Raw genomic sequence first — 25,010 nt, forward strand, 5'->3', positions numbered from 1 at the left:
AGGTTTTTTTTATTGTCTGTAATGCTGTCTTTATTAAGGTCGCAAAGGCTGTTCGTTGCGAACTTTGCGTAATCCCTTGCGTTCTTTGCGGTTAAATAACAGTTTATTTACATGATCTCTTCTGAAAGTAAAAACTATGAGGTTCTATGGATTGGAATTTGGGATTTAGAAGTTGGAATTTCCTTTGAAAATAGTACTTCCTTTTTACCGTAAACTGCGTTAGGGATGGGAGCGATATCCTTTTGCGACACACTACACTTCTGGCAAAGCAATCTAAAACGTCTCTCGCAAAAGATTTAGCGGACAGCCCGGCCCGGAGGGAAACGCCCATATAATTTTAAGTCTATTTTTCTGTTAAATTATAATCGTTTTTAAGTTTTAAATTATAGTGCGCTAGCCTATCTAAATGCTAATCTGTATTTTTGTATCAAATATTATAATTGAAGTATGAAAAAAAGTATTGTATTGTTGACATTGTTTGTTATCTCAAATTTAAGTGCTCAACAGCGACCTAAGTTGGTGGTAGGTATTGTAGTAGATCAGATGAAAATGGAATATTTGTATCGCTTTTCAGATGATTTTTCACCAAACGGATTTAAGAGACTAATGAATAATGGATATACTTTTCAGAATATGCATTATAATTATATGCCTACTTATACAGCTCCTGGACATGCTTCTATTTATACTGGAACTACTCCGGCGACACACGGAATTGTGGGGAATGAATGGTTTAGCAGAACCCTTGGTAAGGAAATGTATTGCACAGATGATGCCGGTGTAAAAACTGTAGGGGATGGCACAGTTGAAGAAGGCGCAATGTCTCCTAAGAATTTACAAAGTACTACTATTACTGACGAAGTAAGAATGGCTACTAATTTTGAAGGAAAAGTTATTGGAATTAGCCTTAAAGATCGTGGCGCAATTTTACCAGCAGGTCATTTTGCTAATTGGGCTTTTTGGTATAGTAAAACCGGGTCTTTTATTTCCAGTACTTTTTACGGAGAAAAATTGCCTGAATGGGTTACTGAGTTTAATAATGAGAAACATTATATGCCTTACATTAATAAAGGTTGGGATTTGTACAAGCCAGCTTCTACTTATAACGAAAGTTTACCGGATAATAATCCTTACGAGGGTAAGTTGTACGGAAGTGCAGCTCCCGTTTTCCCATATGATTTAAAGTCAATGTATGAGAAGAATGATGCAGGGATTTTAAGGGCGACTCCTTTTGGAAATGATTTGTTGGCTGAATTTGCTAAGAAAGCTATTGAAAAAGAAGAATTAGGAAAAGATAATATTACAGACTTTTTAACTGTAAGTTTTTCTTCTACTGATTATGTAGGCCACTTACTTGGGCCACGTTCGATGGAACTACAGGATACTTATTTAAGACTCGACCAAACTATTGCCGATTTCTTGGCCTATTTAGATAAAACTGTTGGAAAAGGAAATTATTTACTTTTCTTAACTGCTGATCATGCTGGTGCTGAAAACGTAATTTATTTGAAAGATCGTAAATATAATGTAGATAATTATCCGTCTAAAGATGTTAAAAAGAGTTTACAGGATTTCTCAACTAAAACATTTGGAGTTGATTTAATTTTAAATTATTCAAATTTCAATGTTTTCTTTAATAAGCAAATTATTAAAGATAAGAAGTTAGACTTGGTAAAAGTAAAACAAGCTTTTAAAGAATTTTTGATTTCGCAGCCACAAGTTAAAAAGGTTTACACTGAAGAAGAAATATTGGCTAATTCAGGAAATGACTATTATTTAAATTTTGTTGCAAAAGGTTTTGATGTAACTCAAAATGGGGATTTGGTTATTATTGATAAACCTGGTGATATAGAATATTCAACTACAGGAACATCTCATGGAACGCCTTATAGTTATGATACTCATGTGCCTGCTATTTTTTATGGATGGCATATTAAAAAAGGAGAATCTTATGATAAGAAAGCTATTACTGAAATTGCTCCAACAATAGCACAGAAAATTAAAGTTACTTTCCCAAATGGGACTGAAGCAAAAGTGTTACAAGAAGTATTAGATGAGAAAAAATAGTTTTCATTATTTGATATAAAAATAAAACCTGTCAAAATTCATGACAGGTTTTTTTATGTCTAAAAAAAAGACTTTTCAATTAAGAAAAGCCCTTAAATAGTGTTTTAGTAAGCACTTATTTTAATGTTAGCACTATGCGTTTGCTAACACTAACTCTTCGTTAAAAGGAAGATTCCAAGCTTCAGCAACTCCTTTATAAAGAATTTTTCCGTTAGCAATATTTAATCCTTTTTTCAATTCTTCGTTTTCGCTGCAAGCTTTTTCCCATCCTTTGTTTGCTAATTGCACTGCATAAGGCAAAGTAGCATTAGTTAAGGCTAAAGTCGATGTGTAAGGAACAGCACCAGGCATATTTGCTACACAGTAGTGAACAATATCATCAATAATAAAAGTTGGATTTTCATGTGTTGTAGGAGTACAAGTTTCAATACATCCTCCCTGGTCAACTGCAACGTCAACAACAACAGTTCCCGGACGCATTAATTTTAGCATATCACGAGTAATTAAGTGAGGTGCTTTTGCTCCTGGAATTAAAACGGCTCCAACAATTAAATCAGCTGTAGCGATTGCTTTTGTAATATTGTAGTGATTAGACATTTCTGTATTTACGTTTGCTGGCATAATGTCATCTAAATAACGTAAACGTGGCAAACTTAAATCCATAATGGTTACCTGAGCACCTAAACCAGCAGCCATTTTTGCAGCTTGAGTTCCAACGATTCCTCCACCTAAAACTAAAACTTTAGCAGGAGGTACACCCGGAACACCACCTAAAAGAATTCCTCTTCCTTTTAATGGTTTTTCAAGATATTTAGCTCCTTGTTGAATAGCCATACGACCTGCAACTTCAGACATTGGCACCAATAATGGTAAACTACGATCTGCTTTTTCTACTGTTTCGTAAGCTAAACATACAGCACCTTTTTCAAGCATTGCATGAGTTAATGGCTCTGATGAAGCAAAATGGAAGTAAGTAAATAATAATTGATCTTTTTTGATTAATGGATATTCAGATGCAATTGGTTCTTTTACTTTGATGATCATTTCAGCAATAGCATACACTTCTTCGATAGTAGCCAAAACTACTGCACCTGCAGTTGTATATTCTTCGTCACTAAAACCGCTGCCTAAACCAGCAGTTGCCTGAACATAAACTACATGTCCGTGTTTTTTCATTTCAGAAACACCTGCAGGAGTTAACGCTACACGGTTTTCGTTATTTTTTATTTCTTTTGGAACACCTATTATCATTTTTGTTGGATTTTTTTGTTTTTGTTGAGATTCTTTTACAAAACTACAGATAGAGAATTTATTATGGATTAAGGACCTATAAATAAGAAAATATTATTTTATTTAATACTTTTACAGAAAAATATTCTATTTGAGAGTGTTTAAACTCGTCCAAAAAGAAAAAATGACTTATTTTTATTAATTACAGAAAACGTTTTCGTTATGGCTTTAGATGAAATTGACAAAAAAATCTTACGTCTTTTACAGGAAAATGCGCACTACACGCTAAAAGACATCGCAAACAAAATAAATTTGTCTTTAACCCCTGTTCATGATCGGGTAAAACGTCTTGAAAAAGATGGAGTTATTGAAAAATATGTTTCTATTTTGAATAAGAAAAAACTCGGCAATAATCTTACGGTTTATTGTCAGGTTACCTTAACAAAGCAAACTTATGACACATCAGAAGGATTTAATCAATCGATTTTAAATTTGCCTGAAGTCGTAGAGTGTAATTATGTTTCAGGAAATTTTGATTATATGCTAAAAATTATCATTCCGGATATGGAAAGTTATCATCAGTTTCATCAAAAAAAATTATCGATATTACCGGAGGTTTCTCTTATTAATACTGTTTTTGTAATTTCTGAAGTAAAGAGTACAACTGTTTTGCCAATATAATTTACAATTGAGATTCTGATTTAGAGCATGTAAATTTTTGATAATAGAAAAAAACCACCAGACAGGGCCTGATGGTTTTAGATAAATGGTTTGTTGATTTGTTTTGGTTATATGTTAATAGTAAGTAAAACGTCTTACTTTGGCAATGTATTTTGCTAATCTAATTACCTGATGACTGTAACCATATTCGTTATCATACCAAATATATAATACAATGTTTTTTCCGTCTTGAGATACTATTGTGGCATTACTGTCATAAATAGATGGGGCAGATGTACCAACAATATCAGATGAAACAAGTTCATTATTTAATGAATATTTTATTTGTTCGACCAATTCGCCTTCAAGGGCGTATTTTTTCATGATTTTATTGATAGCCGAAATCGAAGTCGCTTTTTTAACTTCTAAATTCAAAACAACTAAAGAACCATTTGGGACGGGTACTCTAATAGCATTCGAAGTTAATTTTCCTTCTAATGAGGGTAATGCTTTTGCAACAGCACTTCCGGCACCAGTTTCGGTAATAACCATATTTAAAGCTGCAGCTCTTCCACGACGGTATTTTTTATGCATATTATCGACCAGATTTTGATCGTTTGTATAAGCGTGAATGGTTTCTAAGTGCCCTTTTACAACTCCTAGGGTATCTTCAATAGCTTTTAAGACGGGTGTTATCGCATTTGTAGTGCAAGAAGCAGCTGAAAAAATATTTATTTCGTCAGGATTATATTCATTGTGATTTACGCCATGTACAATATTAGGAACTCCTTTTCCGGGTGCTGTCAATAAAACTTTACTAGTACCTTGAGATGTTAAATGTCTTTTTAAAGCTTCCTCGGTAGTAAAAGCTCCGGTATTATCAATCACTAACGTATCATTGATTCCGTATTGGGTATAATCAATTTCTTCCGGGGAATTTGCTGTGATGATATGTACAGTAGTTCCGTTGATAATCAGCGCATTGTTTTTTGGGTCAGCAATCACAGATCCTTGAAAATCTCCGTGAATAGAATCATATCGCAAAAGAGAAGCTCGTTTCTCTAAAGTAATTGCGTCATTTTTATCACGGGTTACAATTGCTCTCAAACGCAATTGATTTCCTTTTCCCGTTTTAGACATTAATTCTCTTGCCAATAAACGTCCGATTCTTCCAAATCCATATAATACAACATCTTTTGGCTGAATTTCTTCTGATGATTTTGCTTTTTTCAATTTGTCGATTACAAAATATCTCGCATCGGGATATTTTTCATCTTCTAAACGATATTCATAAGTTAGTTTTCCAAGATCTAATTTTGCAGGAGGAAGATCTAAAGATAAAACAACTTTTGCGATTTCAACCGAATCAAAAATGGTGATAGGTTTGCCTACGAATTCACCTGCATATTGATGTAAATTGATAATATCGCTGACATTTTTATCCAATAATTGATTTTTGAATAAGACCATTTCAATGGATTTGTCATACCATAAATCGCTTATGATTTTAATTAATTCGACACCAGCTCTTCTTCGGTCGACTTGTAATGATACCTCTTTTTGGTACAATGTTTTTTTGCTCATAATTGATTAAATTGAAAAAATAAATACACGAATATTTTTAAATTTTGCGCAAAAGTATCCATTTCAATCGATTTCGTAAACTATTTTGCGATTTATTTTTGAAAAATAAAAAAGCCACCTTATTGCTAAGATGGCTTTTTTACATTGTTAAATTTATAAGTTTTCAGTCTCGGTCTCAGTTTTCAGTCTGTAAAGAAACTGTATACTGTTACTGGAAACTGAGACTTTTCTTTTAAATAATAATTCTAAGGATTTCTCCATTTTTATTGATCATTTCCAGACGAACACTTTGTGCTTCATCTTTTCTGTTTAAAAGTTTAGCAACCGTCTCGATATTTGTTGCTTTTACATTATCGATACTCAGGATAATATTACCTTGTAATTCGTTTTGATATTGCATTAAGTTTTCATTGTTGATGTTTCTGATTTTTACACCATAATCAATTCTGAATTTCTTTTTGTCGGCAGCATCAATGTTTTCTAATTCAATTCCTTTAAATTCGGTACTATAAAATTCGTTTTTGCTTAAAGTTACGGGAACTGTTTTGGTTTTTCCTTCTTTTATATAAGTTACTTTAACAACATCATTTGGTCGTTTTGTATTGATATATCCAGAAAGATCAGCATAAGTTGCAATATTTTGATCGTCAAGTTTTACAATAATATCTCCTTTACCCAAACCGGCTTTTTCTGCACCTGAATTTTTAGAAACTTTACTGATGTAAAAACCCTGAGTTTCAGTAACACCTAATTCTTTAGAGGCAGTACTATTTAATTCGCCGCCTTCGACGCCTAGAATTCCTCTTTGAACATTTCCAAATTCCATAATATCTTCGATAATTTTTCGGGCGATATTCGAAGGAACAGCAAATGAATAACCTACATAAGAACCTGTCATAGATGAAATCATGGTATTAATACCAATTAATTCTCCTCTCGTGTTAACTAGTGCACCACCACTATTACCTGGGTTTACGGCAGCATCAGTTTGAATAAAAGACTGAATTCCTTTAGTATCTAAATTTCTGGCTTTCGCCGAAACAATTCCGGCAGTTACGGTTGAAGTCAAGTTATACGGATTTCCAACTGCCAAAACCCATTCGCCAATTTTTACAGAATCTGAATTGGCAAAAGCGGTGTAAGGTAATTTTTCATCAGCATCAATTTTTAGTAAAGCGATATCCATTTTAGAATCGGTACCAATTAGTTTTGCTTTATATGACTTTTTATTGTTTAAAGTAATTTCGATTTCTGTGGCATCTTTGATAACGTGATTATTCGTGACAATATATCCGTCTTCAGAAATAATTACACCAGATCCCGTTCCTACTTGTTCTTGCTGCTGTTGGCCGCCGTAGCCATAGAAAAATTCTAACATAGGATTGCTAACAGTTCTTCGCGAAACATTTTTTACGTGAACAACTGTGTGAATTGTTTTATCTGCGGCGGCTGTAAAATCGACCGTTTCAGTAGATAAAGCAACATTTTTTCCAAACGAATTAGGGGCAAGAGTTACAACAGAATTTTGTCTTCCAAAAAAAGAATTGTTGCTTTCAAATAATAACTTGTAAGCACCAAGTGTAGTAGCACCGCTAAGTAGTGAAACCAAAAATAAGGTTGAAAGTCTTTTCATAGTTATATTATATGTTTAAGTTGTTATAATTTATGTTTATGTATTTTCACGTAAAAATAATTCAAAAAATTAACGAATAAAATGGTTTAACGCTCTTTAACATTGATTAACATTTCATTAATTATTTGTTCGTACTTTTGTATTATTAATGGAAAAAAAATGCAAATAGAATTTTATAAATATCAGGGTACCGGAAATGATTTTGTAATGATTGATAATCGTTCAGATTTCTTTCCAAAAGATAATATTAAATTGATTGAACGCCTGTGTGACAGACGTTTCGGAATTGGAGCAGATGGACTTATTTTATTAGAAAATGATACCGAAACTGACTTCAGAATGGTGTATTATAACTCAGACGGAAATCAGAGTTCAATGTGCGGAAACGGCGGACGTTGCTTAGTGGCTTTTGCCAACCAATTAGGCGTTATTAAAGACGAAGCTACATTTATAGCAACAGACGGTTTGCATCACGCTTCTGTAGGTGATGATGCTATTATTTCTCTGCAAATGATTGATGTTGATCAAGTACAAAAGAAAGATTCATATACTTTTTTAGATACCGGTTCTCCACATCATGTTCAGATTGTTGATGACCTAGAACATTATAATGTAAAAGAGAATGGTGCTGCAATTCGATATGGCGAGTTGTATGGCGAAAAAGGAAGCAATATCAATTTTGTAAAAAAGGTTGACGATGGTACTTTTTCACTTCGTACTTATGAAAGAGGTGTTGAAGATGAAACTCTGGCTTGCGGAACGGGAGCAACAGCAGTTGCAATTGCAATGAACGCTATAGGTCAAACAGATAAAACTTCGATTAACTTAAATGTTGAAGGCGGAAAACTAGTTGTTTCTTTTGATAAACTTGGAGATCATTTTACCAATGTTTTCCTAACCGGTCCTGCGAAATTTGTTTTTAAAGGTACAATAGAGGTATAAAATTCAATTTTTAAATTCCAAATTCCAAAATTTGTAGACTAAAATCTGCAATCTAAATCAACAATGATTACACTAAAAGGAGAAAATATTTATCTGCGTGCATTAGAACCTAATGATCTGGAGTTTGTTTATGCAATGGAAAATGATGAAAGCATTTGGGAAGTCAGTAATACACAAACACCTTATAGCCGGTTTTTAGTTCGCCAATATCTCGAAAATGCACAACAAGATATTTATGAAGCCAAACAATTGCGTTTGGCAATCTGTCAGGATCAGGATTTTCCGGCGATTGGGTTAATTGATTTATTCGAATTTGATCCTAAAAATAACAGGGCAGGTGTTGGAATTGTTATTCAGAAAGGTGAAAACAGAAATCAAAATATTGGTTCTGAGGCTTTAGAACTTTTAATCAAGTATTCTTTTCATAATTTAAATTTACATCAACTGTATGCAAATATTGCTGTAGGAAATGTAGCAAGTATAGCTCTTTTTACTAAATTTGGCTTTGAGAAAATAGGAATCAAAAAGGATTGGATTTTGCTTAATAACCACTATCAGGATGAAGCAATTTTTCAGTTAATTAATAAACAAATTTAAACTTTATACTTTGAGCTTAAAAAAAATCATCACAATAACTGCTGTAGCCGTAATTTCAGTTTTAATGATTTACGGATTTATTTTAATTAGTAAAATATTCAGTGCCAATACTAAATTTGACGAAAAGGAACTATATGTATACGTTCCTACAAATGCAAATTATACAGATGTAAAGAAAATATTAGCGCCTTACATTAAAAATTTCGACAATTTTGAAATGGTAGCCAGTAAAAGAAGCTATCCTGAAAATGTAAAATCAGGTCGCTTTTTACTTAAAAAAGACATGAATAATATCGATTTGGTTCGCGCAATGAGAGCCAATATTCCTGTAAAATTATCTTTTAATAATCAGGAACGCTTAGAAAACTTTGCCGGAAGAGTGGGTGCTGAGATCGAAGCGGACAGTTTATCTTTAATGAAAGCAATTAAAGATCCGGCTTTTCTAAAAGAAAATGGTTTTAATGAAGAAAATGTTTTTGCGATGTTTATCCCAAATACCTATGAGATTTATTGGAATACTTCTGCAGAGAAATTTCGCGATAAAATGATTAAGGAATATCATAATTTCTGGACGGCTGAAAGAATCGAAAAAGCAAAAAAACAAGGTTTAACTCCGGTTCAGGCTACCATTTTAGCTTCTATCGTTCATAAAGAATCAGTTAAAAAAGATGAAAGACCTCGCATTGCGGGCGTATATTTGAATCGTTTACGTTTAGAAATGCCTTTACAAGCAGATCCAACCGTTATTTATGCCTTAAAATTGAGAGATAATAATTTTGATCAGGTTATCAAGAGAGTTTTTTATAATGATCTGGTTATGAGATCTCCATACAATACCTATGTAAATATTGGACTTCCTCCAGGACCAATCGCAATGCCTGATATCACAGCTGTTGATGCGGTTTTAAATCCTGAAAAGAACGATTATATTTATTTCTGTGCAAGTATAGATCGTTTTGGCTATCATGAATTTGCATCAACTTATGAGCAGCATCAAATAAATGCAAAAAAATATTCTGACTGGATCGCTAGTCAGGGAGTGACAAGATAATTTTATTCACTATTAATGATTAAAATAAGACAAAGAAACCGAAGACTTACTCTTCGGTTTTTTTATCTTATTTACTTATGTTGTTCTATTATTTAAAATAAATAATTTTCTAGAAATTTAGGAAGATTCTTTATTGAATATTTTTGCTCATTTTTCATTCTAATTTTAAAATAATAATTAAAAAATACAGATCATAATTCTCAATTTATTTAATCTGAAAAACTAAAATTTACAAAATATTATATTTTAGTTTACATAAATTTAATGAAAAAACCAAATTTAAATGCCGTAAATTATCTTTAAAAATCATAAGTGTTTGGTAGGTTTAATCTTGCTATTTTAACTAATTTGCTAAAAAATTGATAAAAATTGCATTTTTCAGATTTATATTTTGGCGCTTTTGAAGCTAAATTAAAACCTTGGTTTTCGCCTCGTAATCTGCATCAATAAAGGGATTAGTAGCTATATTTATATTTCTAAAAATATGTAACTTATTGATTTACAGGGTTGTTTTGTATTTCTTATCTTTGCACCGTAGAAATTTCAAAGAGGTGACAGGGATTTGAAGAAAAACAATTTATGATAAAGAAGTGGTATTTTTATGCGAGTTTGATCGTTATTATTACATTTTTAAGTTTGGGTTTTAAACCCTTTAATCTAGAAACTAAACCTTGGTTTCTAATAGAAAAAACAGATGGATCTGAATACTTGTTTCCATCGCTGGAAGAGGATGATTATCCTACAGTCAAAAAGGTAAATGTTGTATTTACAGAAAAGCGCCTTATCAGTTTTAAAGAAGCGGTAGCCTTTAAAGAATCTCAGGGAAAATACCGATTGGTAAATTCGTTAGGTTATATGGGGAAATACCAATTTGGTTCTAAAGCATTAAGGGCGGTTGGTGTTAAAAACAACAAAGCCTTTTTAAAAGATCCTGCATTACAAGAAAAAGCATTTATTGCATTACTGTCCAAAAACAAATGGATTTTACGTAATGAAATAGAAAAGTATGAAGGAAAGATTATCAATGGTATTGAAATTACCGAATCGGGAATTTTAGCCGCCGCACACCTTGGAGGAGCTGGTTCAGTAAAAAACTTTTTTAAAAATAGAAACAGGCATTTTAGAGATGCTTACGGAACTTCATTAAAAAGTTATATGAAAGCCTTTGGAGGTTATGATCTTTCTCGTATCGAAGCTGATAGTGATGCTACAATACACGATCAAATTTAAAATTTGCATAAGCAAAAAAAATCCCGATACAATTCGGGATTTTTTTATGCTTTTTAGTCAATTAGAATTTCCAGAATTTTAATAGCCGCTTCGCTAATTTTAGTTCCCGGTCCGAAAACCGCAATAGCTCCTGCATCAAATAAAAATTGATAGTCTTGCGCAGGAATTACTCCGCCTACAATAACCATGATATCGTCGCGTCCGTGTTTTTTAAGTTCTTCTATAACTTGCGGTACAAGTGTTTTATGTCCTGCTGCTAATGATGAAACGCCTAAAATATGTACGTCATTTTCAACCGCTTGTTTGGCAGCCTCGGCAGGGGTTTGAAAAAGTGGACCTATGTCGACATCAAAACCTACATCGGCATATCCGGTGGCAACTACTTTTGCACCGCGATCATGACCGTCCTGTCCCATTTTGGCAATCATAATTCTGGGACGTCTTCCTTCTTGCTTTGCAAAGGCATCTGCTAATTGTTTTGCCTTTTCAAAATTCTCGTCGTTTTTTATTGCTGCACTATACACACCGCTAAAGGATTTAATTTGGGCTTTATATCGGCCAAAAATACTTTCCAGAGCATCGCTAATTTCGCCTAATGTTGCCCTGTTTCGAGCGGCTTCGATAGCAATTTCCAATAAGTTTCCTTGTCCGGTTTTGGCACAAAGTATTAATTTTTCGAGTGATTGATTTACTTTTTCAGTATCTCTTGTTGCTTTTATTTGTTCAAGTTGCTCTAATTGTTGTTTGCGGACCATTTGGTTGTCCACATCCAAAATATGCAATGGATCTTCTTTTTCCAGGCGATATTGGTTTACACCCACAATAATATCCTGTCCGCTATCAATTCTTGCTTGTTTTCTGGCTGCAGCTTCTTCAATTCTTAGTTTCGGAATTCCGGCTTCAATCGCTTTTGTCATTCCGCCTAATTCTTCAACTTCTTCTATTAGTTTCCAGGTACTTTTTAAAATTTCATTTGTTAGGCTTTCAACGTAATAACTTCCTCCCCAAGGATCAACAGTTTTTGTAATTTTAGTCTCTTCCTGTAAAAAAATCTGTGTATTACGGGCAATCCTTGCCGAAAAGTCGGTTGGTAATGCAATCGCTTCGTCTAGTGCATTAGTATGTAAGGATTGCGTTCCTCCAAAGGCGGCCGCAGTGGCTTCGATACAAGTTCTGGCGACATTATTAAAAGGATCTTGTTCTGTTAGACTCCAGCCACTTGTCTGGCAATGTGTTCGTAAAGCTAAAGATTTATCGCTTTTAGGATTAAATTGCTGCACTAATTTTGCCCAGATCATTCTTCCGGCGCGCATTTTAGCAATTTCCATAAAGTGATTCATTCCAATTGCCCAAAAGAAAGACAGGCGAGGAGCGAACTCATCGATTGTCATTCCGGTAGAAAGTCCTGTTCGAATATATTCTAAACCATCTGCCAAAGTATACGCCAATTCAATATCGGCTGTTGCTCCGGCTTCCTGCATATGATATCCGGAAATAGAGATCGAATTGAATTTTGGCATTTTCTTGCTCGTAAATTCAAAAATATCTGCAATAATCTTCATAGAAGGTGTTGGCGGATAGATATAAGTATTACGGACCATAAATTCTTTTAGAATATCATTCTGGATCGTTCCTGATAATTTTTCAATTGCTACACCTTGTTCTTCAGCTGCCACAATATAAAAGGCCATAATAGGCAAAACTGCACCATTCATGGTCATTGAAACCGACATTTCGTCTAGCGGAATCTGATCAAATAAAACTTTCATGTCTTCGACAGAATCGATTGCAACTCCGGCTTTTCCGACATCACCAACAACTCTTTCATGATCAGAATCATAACCACGATGCGTAGGTAAATCAAAAGCGATAGAAAGTCCTTTTTGTCCTGCTGCAAGATTTCTTCTGTAAAAGGCATTGCTTTCTTCTGCGGTCGAAAATCCGGCATATTGTCGAATTGTCCACGGGCGTCTCACATACATAGTAGCGTAAGGACCTCTCAAATTGGGAGCAAAACCTGCTCCAAAATCAAGAAACTCTAAATCCTCGATATCTTTTTCAGAATAAGTTTTTTTGAGCTCGATGCCTTCTGCTGTGTAAAAATTTTCAGTTATAGGTTCTGAATTATTCGTCAGTTCGTCTAACTTCTCACTTTTAACTTCTAACTTAATATGTTTAAGGTCTTTTCTTATCATGGAAATACTCTTTTGAGTAGTTTATTAATTACTTTGAAAAATGATTACTCAAGATCTAATCGTTCTTGTTCCAGTTTTTCGGCCAATCGTTTTTCGATTATGGGTGTAATTAATGTTTTTCTTGGTTTTATTTTTACGAAAGGAAACAATTCTAAATCGTGTTTCATTCTATCCTCTTTGTTGGGGTATTTATTCGTTCCCAACAAAACTTCTTTTTTAGAATCGAACAATTCCTGTTCTTTTGCAGCGCTCTCCTGAATCTTCTTTTTAATAGTTCCGTCGTTTAGAAGTTTTAAGAAACCTCCATTTGCTTCAATATCTTTAAATAAAGCCAAACTTTTTTCAGCCAATTGCATGGTCAGACTTTCTATGTAATAACTTCCGTCTGCCGGATTATTTACTTTATCAAAATAACTTTCATGTTTTAAAACCAACAATTGGTTACGGGCAATTCGGTCGCCAAATTCGTTGTCTTTATGGTATAAGGAATCATACGGTAAATTTGCCACAGCATCTGCGCCACCCAATATTGCCGACATGCATTCGGTTGTGGTACGTAACATATTTACATTATAATCGTAAATTGTTTTATTGCGTTTAGTTGGTGTTACCAGAAAATGGTATTCTAATTCCGGATGATATTCTGAAGCAATTAATTTGAAAAGCATTCGTAAAGCACGAAGTTTTGCAATTTCAAAAAAATAATTTGTTCCTACTGATATTTGAAATACAAACGGTTTTGTAATTGTTGGTAAACGATTCAAATATTCGTTTGCGTGCGCTAAACTGTAGGTAATTTGTTGTGTAATGTTAGCTCCGGCATTTTGATACAAACCTGAATCGACACTTAAAAGTGTCAGGTTTGTAGTAGCTTTTGCAATTTTTTCGATCGCTTCGAAATTATTTTTATCAGCTGTAATAAACCAGTTTCCTTCTCTTGCAAAATGACCAATAGGGTCCATATTGCAATAAAAAATAGCTTTTTTCTGAATCGAAATGGTGTCTAATACTTTTACGAAATCGATTGAAATAAATTTCAAATTAAAGTAAACGGTTCTGTTTTCTAAAGGAAGATTTTCTAATAATTTTTGAACATCTATTTTTTCATTTTCGATAGTAAAACGTAAGCTTTCGGCACCTCTGTCGATAGTATTTATAGCTCTTTGAATCGATTTATCAATGTCGTATACAAAGATGTTTTGACAAATTTTAAAATTGGATGCTTGGGTTTTAACAGAAGCAGCCTTAGAAAATTCATCTATATGATAAAACGGTTTAACCTGAATGTCTTCCGGAGAATTCCAAATTACGGTTTCATTATAATCTGCTCCATCTAATTCAAACTGAATTTTTTGTTTCCATTGTTTGGATGAAATCGAATTAAAATCGTCGAATAGGGTAGTAGCCATTGGTTTTTTTACTTTTTTCTGGTTATTCTTGTGTGTCTTGAATAGTATCTCCTTCAAATTGAATGATGTAAATATCTTCGCTGTCTTTTTTCATGAAGTACTTTTCGCGGGCATATTTTTCTATTTGTTCAGGATTTTTAAGCTGTTTGATCTGTTCCTGATCTTTTTTTATTTCGTCCTGATAATATTTTTTGTTGTCTTGTAGTTCGTTAATCTGCCCGTCCAGAAAACGATGATCAAAATAAGAGTAATTGTCCAGAAATAACATCCAGACAATAAAAAAAAGTAAAACCCAAACATATTTATTGCTCAGTAATTTAAACCAGCGCTTGCCTTTATATGGGTTTTTAAATTTCATTTTCTCTTTCAACTGATTATTTCTTTTAATTTCGATTGGTGTTCTAGCCCCGATTATTTCACTTAGTTTACTGTTTTCATTTGTGTTCAGTGAACTTCGTTTGAGCCTCTATCCTTTTATAGCAGCTGCGGCGGACATAAAAGTATAGAGGCGAAAGCAGGTTCCGATTGCTATCGGGATTATGGAATAAATTTACGATAAAAATTATGAAATTCGTTGATTAATTACAGCGCGAACTACATCAATGGCTACCGTATTGTATTTATCGTTAGGGATGATGATATCTGCAAAAGCTTTAGATGGCTCGATAAATTGCTCGTGCATAGGTTTTAAGGTGTTTTGATAACGGGTTAAAACCTCGTCGATATCACGTCCTCGTTCTGAAATATCACGTTTTAAACGACGAATTAATCTTTCGTCAGAGTCGGCATGAACGAAAACTTTAACATCAAAAAGATCACGAAGCTCCGGATTTGTCAAAATTAAAATTCCTTCAACAATCATCACTTTTCTTGGATGCGTCGAAACTGTATCATCAGTTCTGTTATGTTGTATGAAAGAATAAACGGGCTGATCGATAGTTTCGCCTTCTTTTAATGCTTTTAAATGTTTTACCAATAACTCAAAATCGATCGCGCGCGGATGATCAAAATTGATTAATGCTCTTTCGTCGAACGACAAATTATGGGTTTCTTTATAGTAGGAATCCTGAGAAATTACGCCAACTTCAGTGTCTGGTAATTCGTTCATAATTTGATGTACTACTGTTGTTTTTCCACTTCCTGTTCCTCCTGCAATTCCAATAATGAGCATATTTTTTTTTATTATTTGTTTTGGCAAAAATAATAATTTAAGTGAATTGAATGAACATATTATTTATTTAAACCATATAAGTGATATAAGTAAATGTAAGTAACAATATTTTTAAACAAAATGCTACTTAACTGAACTTATATCGCTTATATGGTTAAAAGATTGTGACTTATATGGTAAAAAAAAAATAAAAAATCCCGATAACAATGTCATCGGGATTTAGTGCAATCAGTATAGTTTTAATAAAATATTCTGAATTTAGTAAGCACTTGTAATTATTTATTCTTTTTTGCTTTTATCATCATTTCAAGCTGATCCCAAAGTTCTTCGGGAATGGCTTCTAATAAATTAAATTGTCCTGCGCCTTTTAGCCATTCGCCACCATCGATCGTGATTACTTCGCCATTTACATAAGCAGAAAAATCAGAAACTAAATAAGCAGCTAAATTGGCCAATTCCTGATGATCTCCTACACGTTTCAATGGTACTTTTTTAGCCATGTCGAATTTTTCGGCAAGATCTCCGGGTAATAATCTGTCCCACGCTCCTTTTGTTGGGAATGGTCCCGGTGCAATCGCGTTAGAACGGATTCCATATTTTGCCCATTCTACCGCTAAACTGCGTGTCATGGCCAAAACTCCAGCTTTTGCAGTGGCACTTGGTACAACATAAGCTGATCCTGTCCAGGCATAAGTGGTAACGATATTTAATATTGTAGAAGACTTTTGTTTGGTATCGATCCAGTGTTTCCCAAAAGCCAGCGTACAGTTTTTAGAACCTTTTAATACGATATCTATAACAGTATCAAATGCATTTGCAGATAAACGCTCAGTTGGAGAAATGAAATTTCCGGCAGCATTGTTTAAAAGAACATCCACTTTTCCAAAAGCTTTTAGAACTTCCTGAAGCATATTCTCTACTTCTTCATAATGACGAACGTCACATTGAAGCGGTAAACATTTTCCTCCAGTTTCAGTTTCAAGTTCGGTGGCTGTATTTTTTAGCTTTTCTAAATCTCTTGAAGTAATGGCTACCTGAGCGCCTAATTCTAAGAAATATTTGGTCATTGCTTTTCCTAAACCGCTTCCGCCGCCTGTTACTACTATGACTTTACCTTTTAAAGCGTCATCTCTTAACATTTTATCTGTATAGCTCATATTTTTTTCTTTTTATTACAATATTAATTAAATAAATAGGATGCACGCATAATAATGTTATAAAATTTTAATAAACTTTATATATCACATAATTTTTTTGCTGCAGATTCTAATGTAAAATTGTCCTTAGCAAAGCAAAAACGTATTAATTTTTGGTCTTTATGATCAGAATAAAAAGTAGAAATTGGAATTGCAGCAACGCCATGATCTGTGATTAGTTTTTTACAAAAAGTAACATCATCTTCATTTGAAATGTTGGCGTAAGAAGCAACCTGAAAGTAAGTTCCCTCGCAAGGTTTTAGTTCAAAACGGCTATTTTGAAGCAGTTTCTGGAAGTAGTCTCGTTTTTCCTGGTAGAATTTTCCAAGCAAATTGACATCAACAACATTTAAATATTCACTTACGGCAGCTTGCGAAATACTATTAACGCTAAAAACCAAAAACTGATGTACTTTTTTGATTTCTTTCATTAAATGTTCTGGTGCAACGGTGTAACCAATTTTCCAGCCTGTAATATGAAATGATTTTCCGAAAGATGAAACCATGATACAACGATTTAAAAGAAAATCTTTGGTATGAGCCGAAATATGTTTTTCTTCGAAAGTAATATATTCGTAGACTTCATCAGATAAAACAATAATGTCCGGATGTTTTGAAAGTAATTTTTCTAATTGAAGAAAATCAGCTTCCGTTAAAATTTTCCCCGTTGGATTATGCGGGTTATTGATAATGATCATCCTGGTTTTTAAGGAACAGGCTTTTTCAATCGTTTCCCAATTTGGCGTATAATCATCGTTTAATGCTACACGAACGGGTTTTGCATTGCACAATAAAACGGGAGATTCATAAGAATCATAACTTGGATCCAGAATAACTACTTCGTCGCCGGTTTTTACCAAGGCTAAAATCGTAGTGAAAATTCCTTGAGTTGCGCCTGCAGTAACCAAAATTTCTGTTTCGGGAAGAATAGTTCTGTTGTATGAACTCTGAACCAGTTTTGCAATTTGATTCATCAAAGGCGGAAAACCTGCCATTGGTGTATATTGGTGTACGTTTTCTTTGGATAATCTCGCAATAATATCAGTTAATCTTTCGTCTACAGGAAAGTTTGGAAATCCTTGTGAAAGATTTATTGCATTATGTTCAGCTGCCATTTTAGACATTACTGTGAAAATGCTGGTGGTTATGTGCGGTAATTTACTCATTGAAAAGTTTGATTAGGGAGAATTTTCGGAGATATTACAGAAAAAACTAATTGATAGCTATTGGCATAGCATAAAATACTCTTACTTCTTTGTCTTTTAGCTTTCCGGGATTCCATTTAGGACATAGTTTTAAAACCCGAATAGCTTCCTCACCTGTGCCATAACCTATGTCTTTATGTATCTTTATATCGTTTAATGAACCGTCTTTTTCAATAACAAAACTTGCAAAGACTTTTCCTTTTACAGAAGCAGGTTTTTCTTTTGGAACTTTGTAATTTTGAGAAATGAATTTATAAAAGTTATTAATTCCTCCTATAAATTCAGGTGCTAGATCTATTCCTGCAGTATTGTAAACTTTGTTTTCATCATTGCTTAAATTTTCTTTAGGAACATAGTTGTCTTGGGAAAACATATTTTGAGTAAAACAAATCAAAATTAGTAATAGAAACTTTTTCATTATGATGGTCTTAAAGTTAGTTTACATTTTATGAATAATAAAAATCGTAGGTCGATTATGCAAATCAACTTTTAATTTTTTCCAATCCGCAACTCGCATGGTTTTAATAAATTCTGTTGGCAATGTAATATCGGTCGCAATACATAAATGCGTTGAAGGATTTACGATTTGTAGAATATCTTCAACCAGTTTGTTGTTTCTATAGGGAGTTTCAATAAAAATCTGAGATTGGTTTTTATCCTGAGATAATTTCTCAAAGTGTTTCAAAGCCGATTTTTTCTCATCTTTATCAATTGGCAAATAGCCGTTGAAAGTAAAGCTTTGACCGTTCATTCCGGAAGCCATCATGGCAAGTAGGATGGAAGAAGGACCAACTAAAGGTACAACCTGAATTCCTTTCTCGTGTGCCAATTTTACAATTACAGCACCCGGATCTGCAACTCCGGGACAACCGGCTTCGCTCATTAAACCTACATTTTTTCCTTCTAATAAAGGTTTGATGAAGTCTAAATGCTCACTTGGTTCAGTGCGTTTATTAAGAGTGAAAAGTATAAGTTCTGATTGTTTTTTCTCAGGAGAAACTGCTTTTATTGATTTTCTGGCCGTTTTCTCGTTTTCAACAATATAATGATCTATAAAATCGATACTTCTTTTTACGGTTTGTGGCAAAACATCCATCGGATCGCTTTCGCCCATTGTGGTTGGAATTAAATATAGTTTTCCTAGAAGTTTCATTTGTGATGGTTTAATATTAAAAGAAAAATGTACTTCAATTATCAGTTAAGTAATTAAAATACATTAAAATTATGAATGTTTTTCGATAAGTTTTTTTGCAATTATTTCGGCAGCTTCGTCCAGCATTTGATAAACGTTGTCGAAACCATTTACAGCTCCGTAATAAGGATCTGGAACATCTACATTTTCATCCGGAAATAATTCGTTTAGAATAAGATGCACTTTGTTTTTGTGTTCCGGAGTTTTGGCTAGCTGAATGACATCTCTGTAATTTGAACTATCCATAACATAGATATAATCAAATTCATCAAAATCAGCTGTTTTAAATTGTCTGCCTTTTTGATTGTCAATGCATAATCCGTTTTTTTGGGCTACTGCAATCGAACGTTTGTCAGGTGAATGACCCACGTGCCATGATCCGGTTCCTGCAGAATCAACTATAAAGTTTTCAGGTAATTTTGATGCTAAAATACCTTCGGCTAAAGGTGATCTGCAAATATTTCCCAAGCAAACCATTAAAATTTTTACTGGCATGATTCGCGTTTATAGCGTTAATTTTTTGTTGATGTCTTCGACAAATTTCTTGAATTGTTTGTCTGTAGAAACTAAATTGTCAACAGTTTTACAGGCGTGCAAAACAGTAGCGTGATCGCGATCTCCAATTTGTGAACCAATGTTTGCCAAAGAAGCTTTAGTAAATTTCTTTGCAAAAAACATCGCCAATTGTCTTGCCTGAACCACGTGCCTCTTTCTGGTTTTAGATTGAAGTGTTTCAATATCCAACTGGAAATAATCAGACACAATTTTTTGAATATAATCGATAGAGATTTCTCTCTTTACGTTTTTAACGAATTTCTCTACAACGCTTTTTGCTAATTCGATCGTAACTTCTTTTTTGTTAAAAGAAGATTGTGCGATTAGCGAAATGATTGCGCCTTCAAGTTCTCTCACATTCGATTTAATGTTGCGGGCAACATATTCAATAATATCTTCCGGCATCTCAACACCGTCACGATATAGAATATTTTTTAAGATCGAAATTCTGGTTTCATAATCTGGCTGGTGCAATTCAGCAGATAATCCCCATTTAAAACGGGACAACAAACGTTGTTCGATATCCTGCATGTCAACAGGAGCTTTGTCCGAAGTCAAAATTACCTGCTTTCCGTTTTGGTGCAAATAATTGAAAATATGGAAAAATACGTCCTGAGTTCCTGATTTTCCAGATAAAAACTGAACATCATCAATAATCAAAACGTCGATTAATTGGTAAAAGTGAATGAAATCATTACGATTGTTCTTTTTAACCGAATCAATATATTGTTGTGTGAAAATCTCGGCAGAAATATATAAAACCGTTTTCTCAGGATATTTGTCTTTTACTTCGACACCAATAGCATGTGCCAGGTGTGTTTTTCCTAAACCAACTCCACCAAAAATCAATAAAGGGTTAAATGATGTTCCTCCAGGTTTGTTGGCAACTGCCATACCTGCAGAACGAGCTAAACGGTTAGAGTCTCCTTCAAGGAAATTGTCAAAACTATAATTAGGATTTAACTGAGATTCAATTTTTAAATTTCGGATTCCCGGAATTACAAAAGGATTCTTAAGTTCAGGATTCAGGTTTTTAAATGGAGCATCAACCTCTTGCGGTTTCATAGGAACTCTGTTGGAACTTGGCAGCTGCTCGGTAAAAGGCTGTTTATTTCCATAAGTGTTCTCCATTTTAATTTTATAGAGTAACTTTGCGTTTTTTCCCAGTTCTTTGGTAAGCGCAACTTTCAATAATTTTACGTAGTGTTCTTCTAACCATTCGTAGAAAAATTTACTTGGTACTTGAATATATAACGCGTTGTCGGTTAGCTCAACTGATTTGATTGGTTCGAACCAAGTTTTATAGGCTTGATCTTGAATATTGTCTTTTATAAAGGACAAACAGTTTTCCCATACCGATTGAGCAGTTTTAGTCATAGATTCAGATAAATTTTTTTATTATTGATAAAGATTCTCCTAATAAAAAAGGAGCAATTTTATTCCGTATTTCGGGATAACAAATATGTGAACAAATTTCTGTAAAAAAAAATATTTTGGCCTCTAATTTTATAAAAAAAAGTTGTAAGTGAACTTTTTAAATTTAATTTTTTTTAATATATAACTAATGAAAAATCATCAAACGCAAGTGCGTGTTCGTTACTCAGAAACCGATCAAATGGGAGTCGTTTATCACGGAAATTATGTTCCTTATTTTGAGATCGGACGCGTGGAATGGCTTAGAGATAAAGGGATTTCGTATAAAAGTATGGAAGAAAGCGGAATTGGTTTGCCAATAGTTTCGATGCAAATAAATTATAAAAAATCTGCACGTTATGATGAGCTTCTTACAATTCATACTACTTTCAAAAGTCAATCCTCAGTCAAGATTGAATTTGACTGTGAGATTTATAATGAAGCTAATGAGTTATTAACAACTGCCGTGTTTATTTTGGTATTTATATCGTTAAAATCAGGTCGCCCAACTGCTCCTCCAAATTATATTTTAGAATTGTTTAAAACACTTGAATAATTGTTAAAATGAGATAGCTTTTTATATCAATTTATATAATTTCAATATCGATTTCAAACATTAAATCAAAAATGTCGAATACTGATTCGGCATTTTTTTTGCGCGTTTTTGTCTTGATTTTGCCAATTGGTAAACCTGAATCTTCATCGATTTCCATTTCCTGAGACGTAATTTCAAGTTTTTTTTCTTTGATGACCCGCATTACTTTGTTCATGTTTTTGTAATCAAAAGAAATTAAAAAATGAACATCAATTGTTTTTTCGACAATCTCACAAACTTCAAGAGTCATTTGTGCGGTTGTTTTATAAGCAGCGATTAATCCGCCGACACCTAATTTTACTCCGCCAAAAATTCGAACAACCACTACAAGAACGTTTGTTAGTCCAAAAGATTGTATTTGTCCGTAAATTGGTGCTCCGGCAGTATTGCTTGGTTCGCCATCATCATTGGCACGATACGAAATTTTAGGAGCTGTGCCCAATTGATATGCGTAACAATAATGCACCGCATGCGGATGTTGCTTTTTTAAAGTTTCGATGATGGGTTTTACTTCGTCTTCGTGTTCTATAGGAAAAGCATAACCAAAGAACTTGCTTCCTTTTTCTTTAAAAAGCACTTCTTCAGATTCAAAAGCTATGGTTTTATAAGTGTCGTCGTATTCCAAAAGTAAAATTCTAAATTATGTTTACTATTTTTTTTAGCAGAGTTGATTTTATCGCAAAGTTCGCCAGGGTTTTATTGTTAACTGTTTGTTTATAAGCTTAAAAAGTTCGCAAAGCTAAATCAATACAAAGCTTTGCGAACTTTGTATTCTTAATTCGTTAAAATCTTCGCGAACTTTGCGTAAATCTTTGCGTCTTTGCGGTAAATTCTCTCCAAATTCAATTTACAATATCTTTTTCTCAAATAAATCTACAACATCTTCCTGTCCAACTTGTAAATTCCAAACATGAAGACCTAAAGCGGCGGCAGCATCTGTGTTTTCTTTTTTGTCATCAACAAACAAAGTACGTTTTGGCGATAATTCATGTTTGTTAATAATATATTGATAAGCTTCCGGATTTGGTTTTCGCATTCCAATTTCAAATGAAAAATAGACTTTTTCAAAACATTGATAAAAATCGCTGTAAAATGAAATTCCGTTTGCGTTTTCGAAAGTTTCAATATGAATAGAATCTGTATTGCTCAATAAAAACAATCGGTATTTTTTTGAAAGCATTTGAAGAAACTCTAATCGATACAAAGGAAAATCTGCTAAAACCGCATTCCACGCTTTTAAGATTTCTTCTATCGAAGCATTTGGTAATTCTTTCTGAAAACCAGCCAGAAAATCATCATACGATATATCTCCGGTTTCAAACAAAAGATTCAAACGGTCCAGTTCTGCATTCCATTCCGTCATGCCTAATTGCTGCAATCCCGAAATGGTAGCTTGTTTGTTTAAATTGATAAAAATATCTCCAAAGTCAAAAATTATAGTATCAATCATGATTTCTAATGTTTAGCAATTCATCGCTCTGAATGTAGGTTTTAATTGGATTTTTCATCTGAATCATTGGCGCTTTAGTTCCTTTTTCAAAAGAAATGTTTCCTATAAAAATTCGGGCTTCATCCCAAATATTCTCATCTATAAAAGATTGCAAAGTCTGCAATCCGCCTTCAATTATAATAGACTGAATTTGGTTTTGATGTAAAACAGCCAAAATCTGCGGTATTATATTTTGATTAAAATCAATTACTTCAAAGTTAGTGTTTTCTGCCGAAAGGTTGGTTTCAGATTTTGTAAACACGATGGTTTTTACCATATTATCAAAAACAAAACTGTCTTTTGGGATGCGATTGTTTTGATCTAAAACAACTCTTACCGGATTTTTTCCTGACCAGTCTCTGGTATTTAATTTCGGATTGTCGTCGATTACAGTTTGTGTTCCTGCTAAAATAGCTTGTTCTTCGCTGCGCCATTTATGAACCAATTGCCTTGAATAGGTATTTGTAATCCAAACCGGTTTGCGATCCTGCTCAATTTCTTTTTCTGGAGATAGAAAACCGTCCTGACTTTGGGCCCATTTCAATATTATATAAGGTCTTTTTTGCTGATGAAAAGTAAAAAAGCGTTTGTTGAGTTCGTTGCATTCTTTTTCTAAAACACCAACTGTTACATTGGCTCCGGCGGCAATTAGTTTTTTGATGCCGTTTCCTGCTACTTTTTCGTTAGGATCCACCGTTCCAACTACAACATTTGGAATTTGGTGTTCTATGATTAAATCGCAGCAAGGAGGCGTTTTGCCAAAATGACTGCAAGGTTCCAGGCTTACATAAATTGTAGCTTTTTTTAATAATGATTTGTCTTTTACAGATCGAATGGCATTGACTTCAGCGTGCGGTTCTCCGGCTTTTTTGTGCCAGCCTTCACCTATAATTTGATTTTCGTAAACAATTACGCTACCAACCATAGGGTTAGGAAATGTAGTTCCCAAGCCATTTTGTGCCAAATTTATGCAGCGTTTTATGTATTTTTCATGTATATTCACGGTACAAAAGTAGTTATTTTTGTTTAGTTCGATGGTTAACGATATAGTTAAGAAACTATCAAAAAACTATTTTTACTTTTGTAATACAATACACGAATACATACATATGGAAAATTGGATTATCAGAGCAATTAAAAAAGAAGACAATCAAGCAGTTGCCCAATTAATACGATCGGTTTTTGATGAAATGGAAATTCCGAAAGTGGGTACAGCATACGAAGATCCGTATTTGGATTTAATGTTTGAAGAATATAACAAACCGCAATCAGTTTATTTTGTGGTCGAAAATAATAGTAAAATTGTAGGCTGTGCAGGAATTGCAAAGCTTGAAAATGGAGATCCTGAAATTTGCGAATTGCAAAAAATGTATTTCCTGCCAGAAACCCGTGGTTTAGGGATTGGAAGTAAAATGATGGAAAAATGTTTAGAGAAGGCAAAAGATTTTGGTTTTAAAAAATGCTATATCGAAACGATGCCTTTTATGCATGCAGCTCAAAAATTGTATAAAAAATCCGGTTTTGAATATTTAAATGCTCCTTTAGGAAATACCGGGCACAGTTCTTGCCCAGTGTGGATGTTGAAAAACCTATAAA

24 protein-coding genes are annotated in these 25,010 nt (G+C 33.6%); 8 read left to right on the forward strand and 16 right to left on the reverse strand.

Features of this window, described 5'->3' with window-relative positions; translation table 11 throughout:
• The first annotated feature begins 447 nt into the window (after positions 1–447).
• On the forward strand, positions 448–2,067 hold the full coding sequence (gene pafA / locus FLP_RS19685) for an alkaline phosphatase PafA (RefSeq protein WP_065451209.1): 1,620 nt from the start codon (positions 448–450) through the stop codon (positions 2,065–2,067).
• 132 nt (positions 2,068–2,199) lie between these two features.
• Here pafA and ald read toward each other — a convergent pair whose 3' ends face one another.
• A complete protein-coding gene (ald, locus tag FLP_RS19690) occupies positions 2,200–3,318 on the reverse strand; it encodes an alanine dehydrogenase (protein WP_065451210.1) in 1,119 nt (372 codons plus the stop codon).
• A 201-nt stretch (positions 3,319–3,519) separates the two neighbouring features.
• Between ald and FLP_RS19695 the strand changes: the two genes are divergently transcribed.
• Positions 3,520–3,978: an Lrp/AsnC family transcriptional regulator gene (locus FLP_RS19695; protein ID WP_065451211.1), complete on the forward strand. Its 459-nt coding sequence runs from the start codon at positions 3,520–3,522 to the stop codon at positions 3,976–3,978.
• A 114-nt stretch (positions 3,979–4,092) separates the two neighbouring features.
• On the opposite strand, the gene FLP_RS19700 is transcribed toward FLP_RS19695, so the two are convergent.
• On the reverse strand, positions 4,093–5,541 hold the full coding sequence (locus tag FLP_RS19700; RefSeq protein WP_065451212.1) for a glyceraldehyde-3-phosphate dehydrogenase: 1,449 nt from the start codon (positions 5,539–5,541) through the stop codon (positions 4,093–4,095).
• 232 nt (positions 5,542–5,773) lie between these two features.
• Positions 5,774–7,174: a trypsin-like peptidase domain-containing protein gene (locus FLP_RS19705; protein WP_065451213.1), complete on the reverse strand. Its 1,401-nt coding sequence runs from the start codon at positions 7,172–7,174 to the stop codon at positions 5,774–5,776.
• Between the two features lie 159 nt (positions 7,175–7,333).
• On the opposite strand from FLP_RS19705, the gene dapF reads away from it, so the two are divergent.
• The 4 genes from dapF to FLP_RS19725 all read left to right on the forward strand — a co-directional run bounded on the left by dapF (position 7,334) and on the right by FLP_RS19725 (position 10,994).
• The gene (gene dapF / locus FLP_RS19710) at positions 7,334–8,116 is read left to right on the forward strand and encodes a diaminopimelate epimerase (RefSeq protein WP_065451214.1); all 783 of its coding nucleotides are present in this window, start codon (positions 7,334–7,336) and stop codon (positions 8,114–8,116) included.
• A 63-nt stretch (positions 8,117–8,179) separates the two neighbouring features.
• Positions 8,180–8,713, forward strand: coding sequence for a GNAT family N-acetyltransferase (locus tag FLP_RS19715; protein WP_065451215.1), 534 nt, complete (start codon positions 8,180–8,182; stop codon positions 8,711–8,713).
• A gap of 10 nt (positions 8,714–8,723) precedes the next feature.
• Complete coding sequence (mltG, locus tag FLP_RS19720; protein WP_065451216.1) at positions 8,724–9,764, forward strand: endolytic transglycosylase MltG; 1,041 nt, start codon at positions 8,724–8,726, stop codon at positions 9,762–9,764.
• Positions 9,765–10,343: 579 nt separating this feature from the next.
• Complete coding sequence (locus tag FLP_RS19725; RefSeq protein ID WP_065451217.1) at positions 10,344–10,994, forward strand: peptidoglycan-binding protein LysM; 651 nt, start codon at positions 10,344–10,346, stop codon at positions 10,992–10,994.
• Positions 10,995–11,047: 53 nt separating this feature from the next.
• Here FLP_RS19725 and scpA read toward each other — a convergent pair whose 3' ends face one another.
• From scpA to dnaA, 10 genes are all read right to left on the reverse strand, one after another.
• The gene (gene scpA / locus FLP_RS19730) at positions 11,048–13,189 is read right to left on the reverse strand and encodes a methylmalonyl-CoA mutase (protein WP_065451218.1); all 2,142 of its coding nucleotides are present in this window, start codon (positions 13,187–13,189) and stop codon (positions 11,048–11,050) included.
• Between the two features lie 44 nt (positions 13,190–13,233).
• Positions 13,234–14,598: a methylmalonyl-CoA mutase subunit beta gene (locus tag FLP_RS19735; RefSeq protein ID WP_065451219.1), complete on the reverse strand. Its 1,365-nt coding sequence runs from the start codon at positions 14,596–14,598 to the stop codon at positions 13,234–13,236.
• A 22-nt stretch (positions 14,599–14,620) separates the two neighbouring features.
• Positions 14,621–14,956 (reverse strand): FtsB family cell division protein, encoded by a 336-nt coding sequence (locus tag FLP_RS19740; RefSeq protein WP_065451220.1) that lies wholly within the window; start codon positions 14,954–14,956, stop codon positions 14,621–14,623.
• 204 nt (positions 14,957–15,160) lie between these two features.
• Positions 15,161–15,769: a uridine kinase gene (udk, locus tag FLP_RS19745; protein ID WP_065451221.1), complete on the reverse strand. Its 609-nt coding sequence runs from the start codon at positions 15,767–15,769 to the stop codon at positions 15,161–15,163.
• 275 nt (positions 15,770–16,044) lie between these two features.
• Positions 16,045–16,926 (reverse strand): SDR family oxidoreductase, encoded by an 882-nt coding sequence (locus FLP_RS19750; protein ID WP_065451222.1) that lies wholly within the window; start codon positions 16,924–16,926, stop codon positions 16,045–16,047.
• A 77-nt stretch (positions 16,927–17,003) separates the two neighbouring features.
• Positions 17,004–18,131 (reverse strand): methionine aminotransferase, encoded by a 1,128-nt coding sequence (locus FLP_RS19755; RefSeq protein WP_065451223.1) that lies wholly within the window; start codon positions 18,129–18,131, stop codon positions 17,004–17,006.
• Between the two features lie 46 nt (positions 18,132–18,177).
• Positions 18,178–18,588 (reverse strand): energy transducer TonB, encoded by a 411-nt coding sequence (locus tag FLP_RS19760; RefSeq protein ID WP_083195914.1) that lies wholly within the window; start codon positions 18,586–18,588, stop codon positions 18,178–18,180.
• 21 nt (positions 18,589–18,609) lie between these two features.
• The gene (locus tag FLP_RS19765) at positions 18,610–19,323 is read right to left on the reverse strand and encodes an SAM-dependent methyltransferase (protein WP_065451225.1); all 714 of its coding nucleotides are present in this window, start codon (positions 19,321–19,323) and stop codon (positions 18,610–18,612) included.
• 69 nt (positions 19,324–19,392) lie between these two features.
• Positions 19,393–19,857, reverse strand: a complete 465-nt coding sequence (locus FLP_RS19770; RefSeq protein ID WP_065451226.1) for a low molecular weight protein-tyrosine-phosphatase — start codon at positions 19,855–19,857, stop codon at positions 19,393–19,395.
• Positions 19,858–19,866: 9 nt separating this feature from the next.
• Entirely contained in the window at positions 19,867–21,294 is a 1,428-nt protein-coding gene (gene dnaA / locus FLP_RS19775; protein ID WP_065451227.1) for a chromosomal replication initiator protein DnaA, read from the reverse strand.
• A 187-nt stretch (positions 21,295–21,481) separates the two neighbouring features.
• On the opposite strand from dnaA, the gene FLP_RS19780 reads away from it, so the two are divergent.
• Positions 21,482–21,886: an acyl-CoA thioesterase gene (locus FLP_RS19780; RefSeq protein ID WP_065451228.1), complete on the forward strand. Its 405-nt coding sequence runs from the start codon at positions 21,482–21,484 to the stop codon at positions 21,884–21,886.
• A gap of 31 nt (positions 21,887–21,917) precedes the next feature.
• Here the strand turns inward: FLP_RS19780 and FLP_RS19785 are convergent, their stop codons facing one another.
• The 3 genes from FLP_RS19785 to ribD all read right to left on the reverse strand — a co-directional run bounded on the left by FLP_RS19785 (position 21,918) and on the right by ribD (position 24,417).
• Positions 21,918–22,550, reverse strand: a complete 633-nt coding sequence (locus tag FLP_RS19785; protein ID WP_065451229.1) for an IMPACT family protein — start codon at positions 22,548–22,550, stop codon at positions 21,918–21,920.
• Between the two features lie 222 nt (positions 22,551–22,772).
• Positions 22,773–23,375, reverse strand: a complete 603-nt coding sequence (locus tag FLP_RS19790; protein ID WP_065451230.1) for an HAD family hydrolase — start codon at positions 23,373–23,375, stop codon at positions 22,773–22,775.
• Positions 23,368–24,417: a bifunctional diaminohydroxyphosphoribosylaminopyrimidine deaminase/5-amino-6-(5-phosphoribosylamino)uracil reductase RibD gene (gene ribD, locus FLP_RS19795; RefSeq protein ID WP_065451231.1), complete on the reverse strand. Its 1,050-nt coding sequence runs from the start codon at positions 24,415–24,417 to the stop codon at positions 23,368–23,370. The genes FLP_RS19790 and ribD overlap by 8 nt, the downstream gene beginning before the upstream one ends.
• 106 nt (positions 24,418–24,523) lie before the next feature.
• Between ribD and FLP_RS19800 the strand changes: the two genes are divergently transcribed.
• Entirely contained in the window at positions 24,524–25,009 is a 486-nt protein-coding gene (locus FLP_RS19800; protein ID WP_065451232.1) for a GNAT family N-acetyltransferase, read from the forward strand.
• The last annotated feature ends 1 nt before the right edge of the window (position 25,010 follow it).

Source organism: Flavobacterium piscis, from assembly GCF_001686925.1.
In the GTDB taxonomy this organism is placed as follows: Bacteria; Bacteroidota; Bacteroidia; order Flavobacteriales; family Flavobacteriaceae; genus Flavobacterium; species Flavobacterium piscis.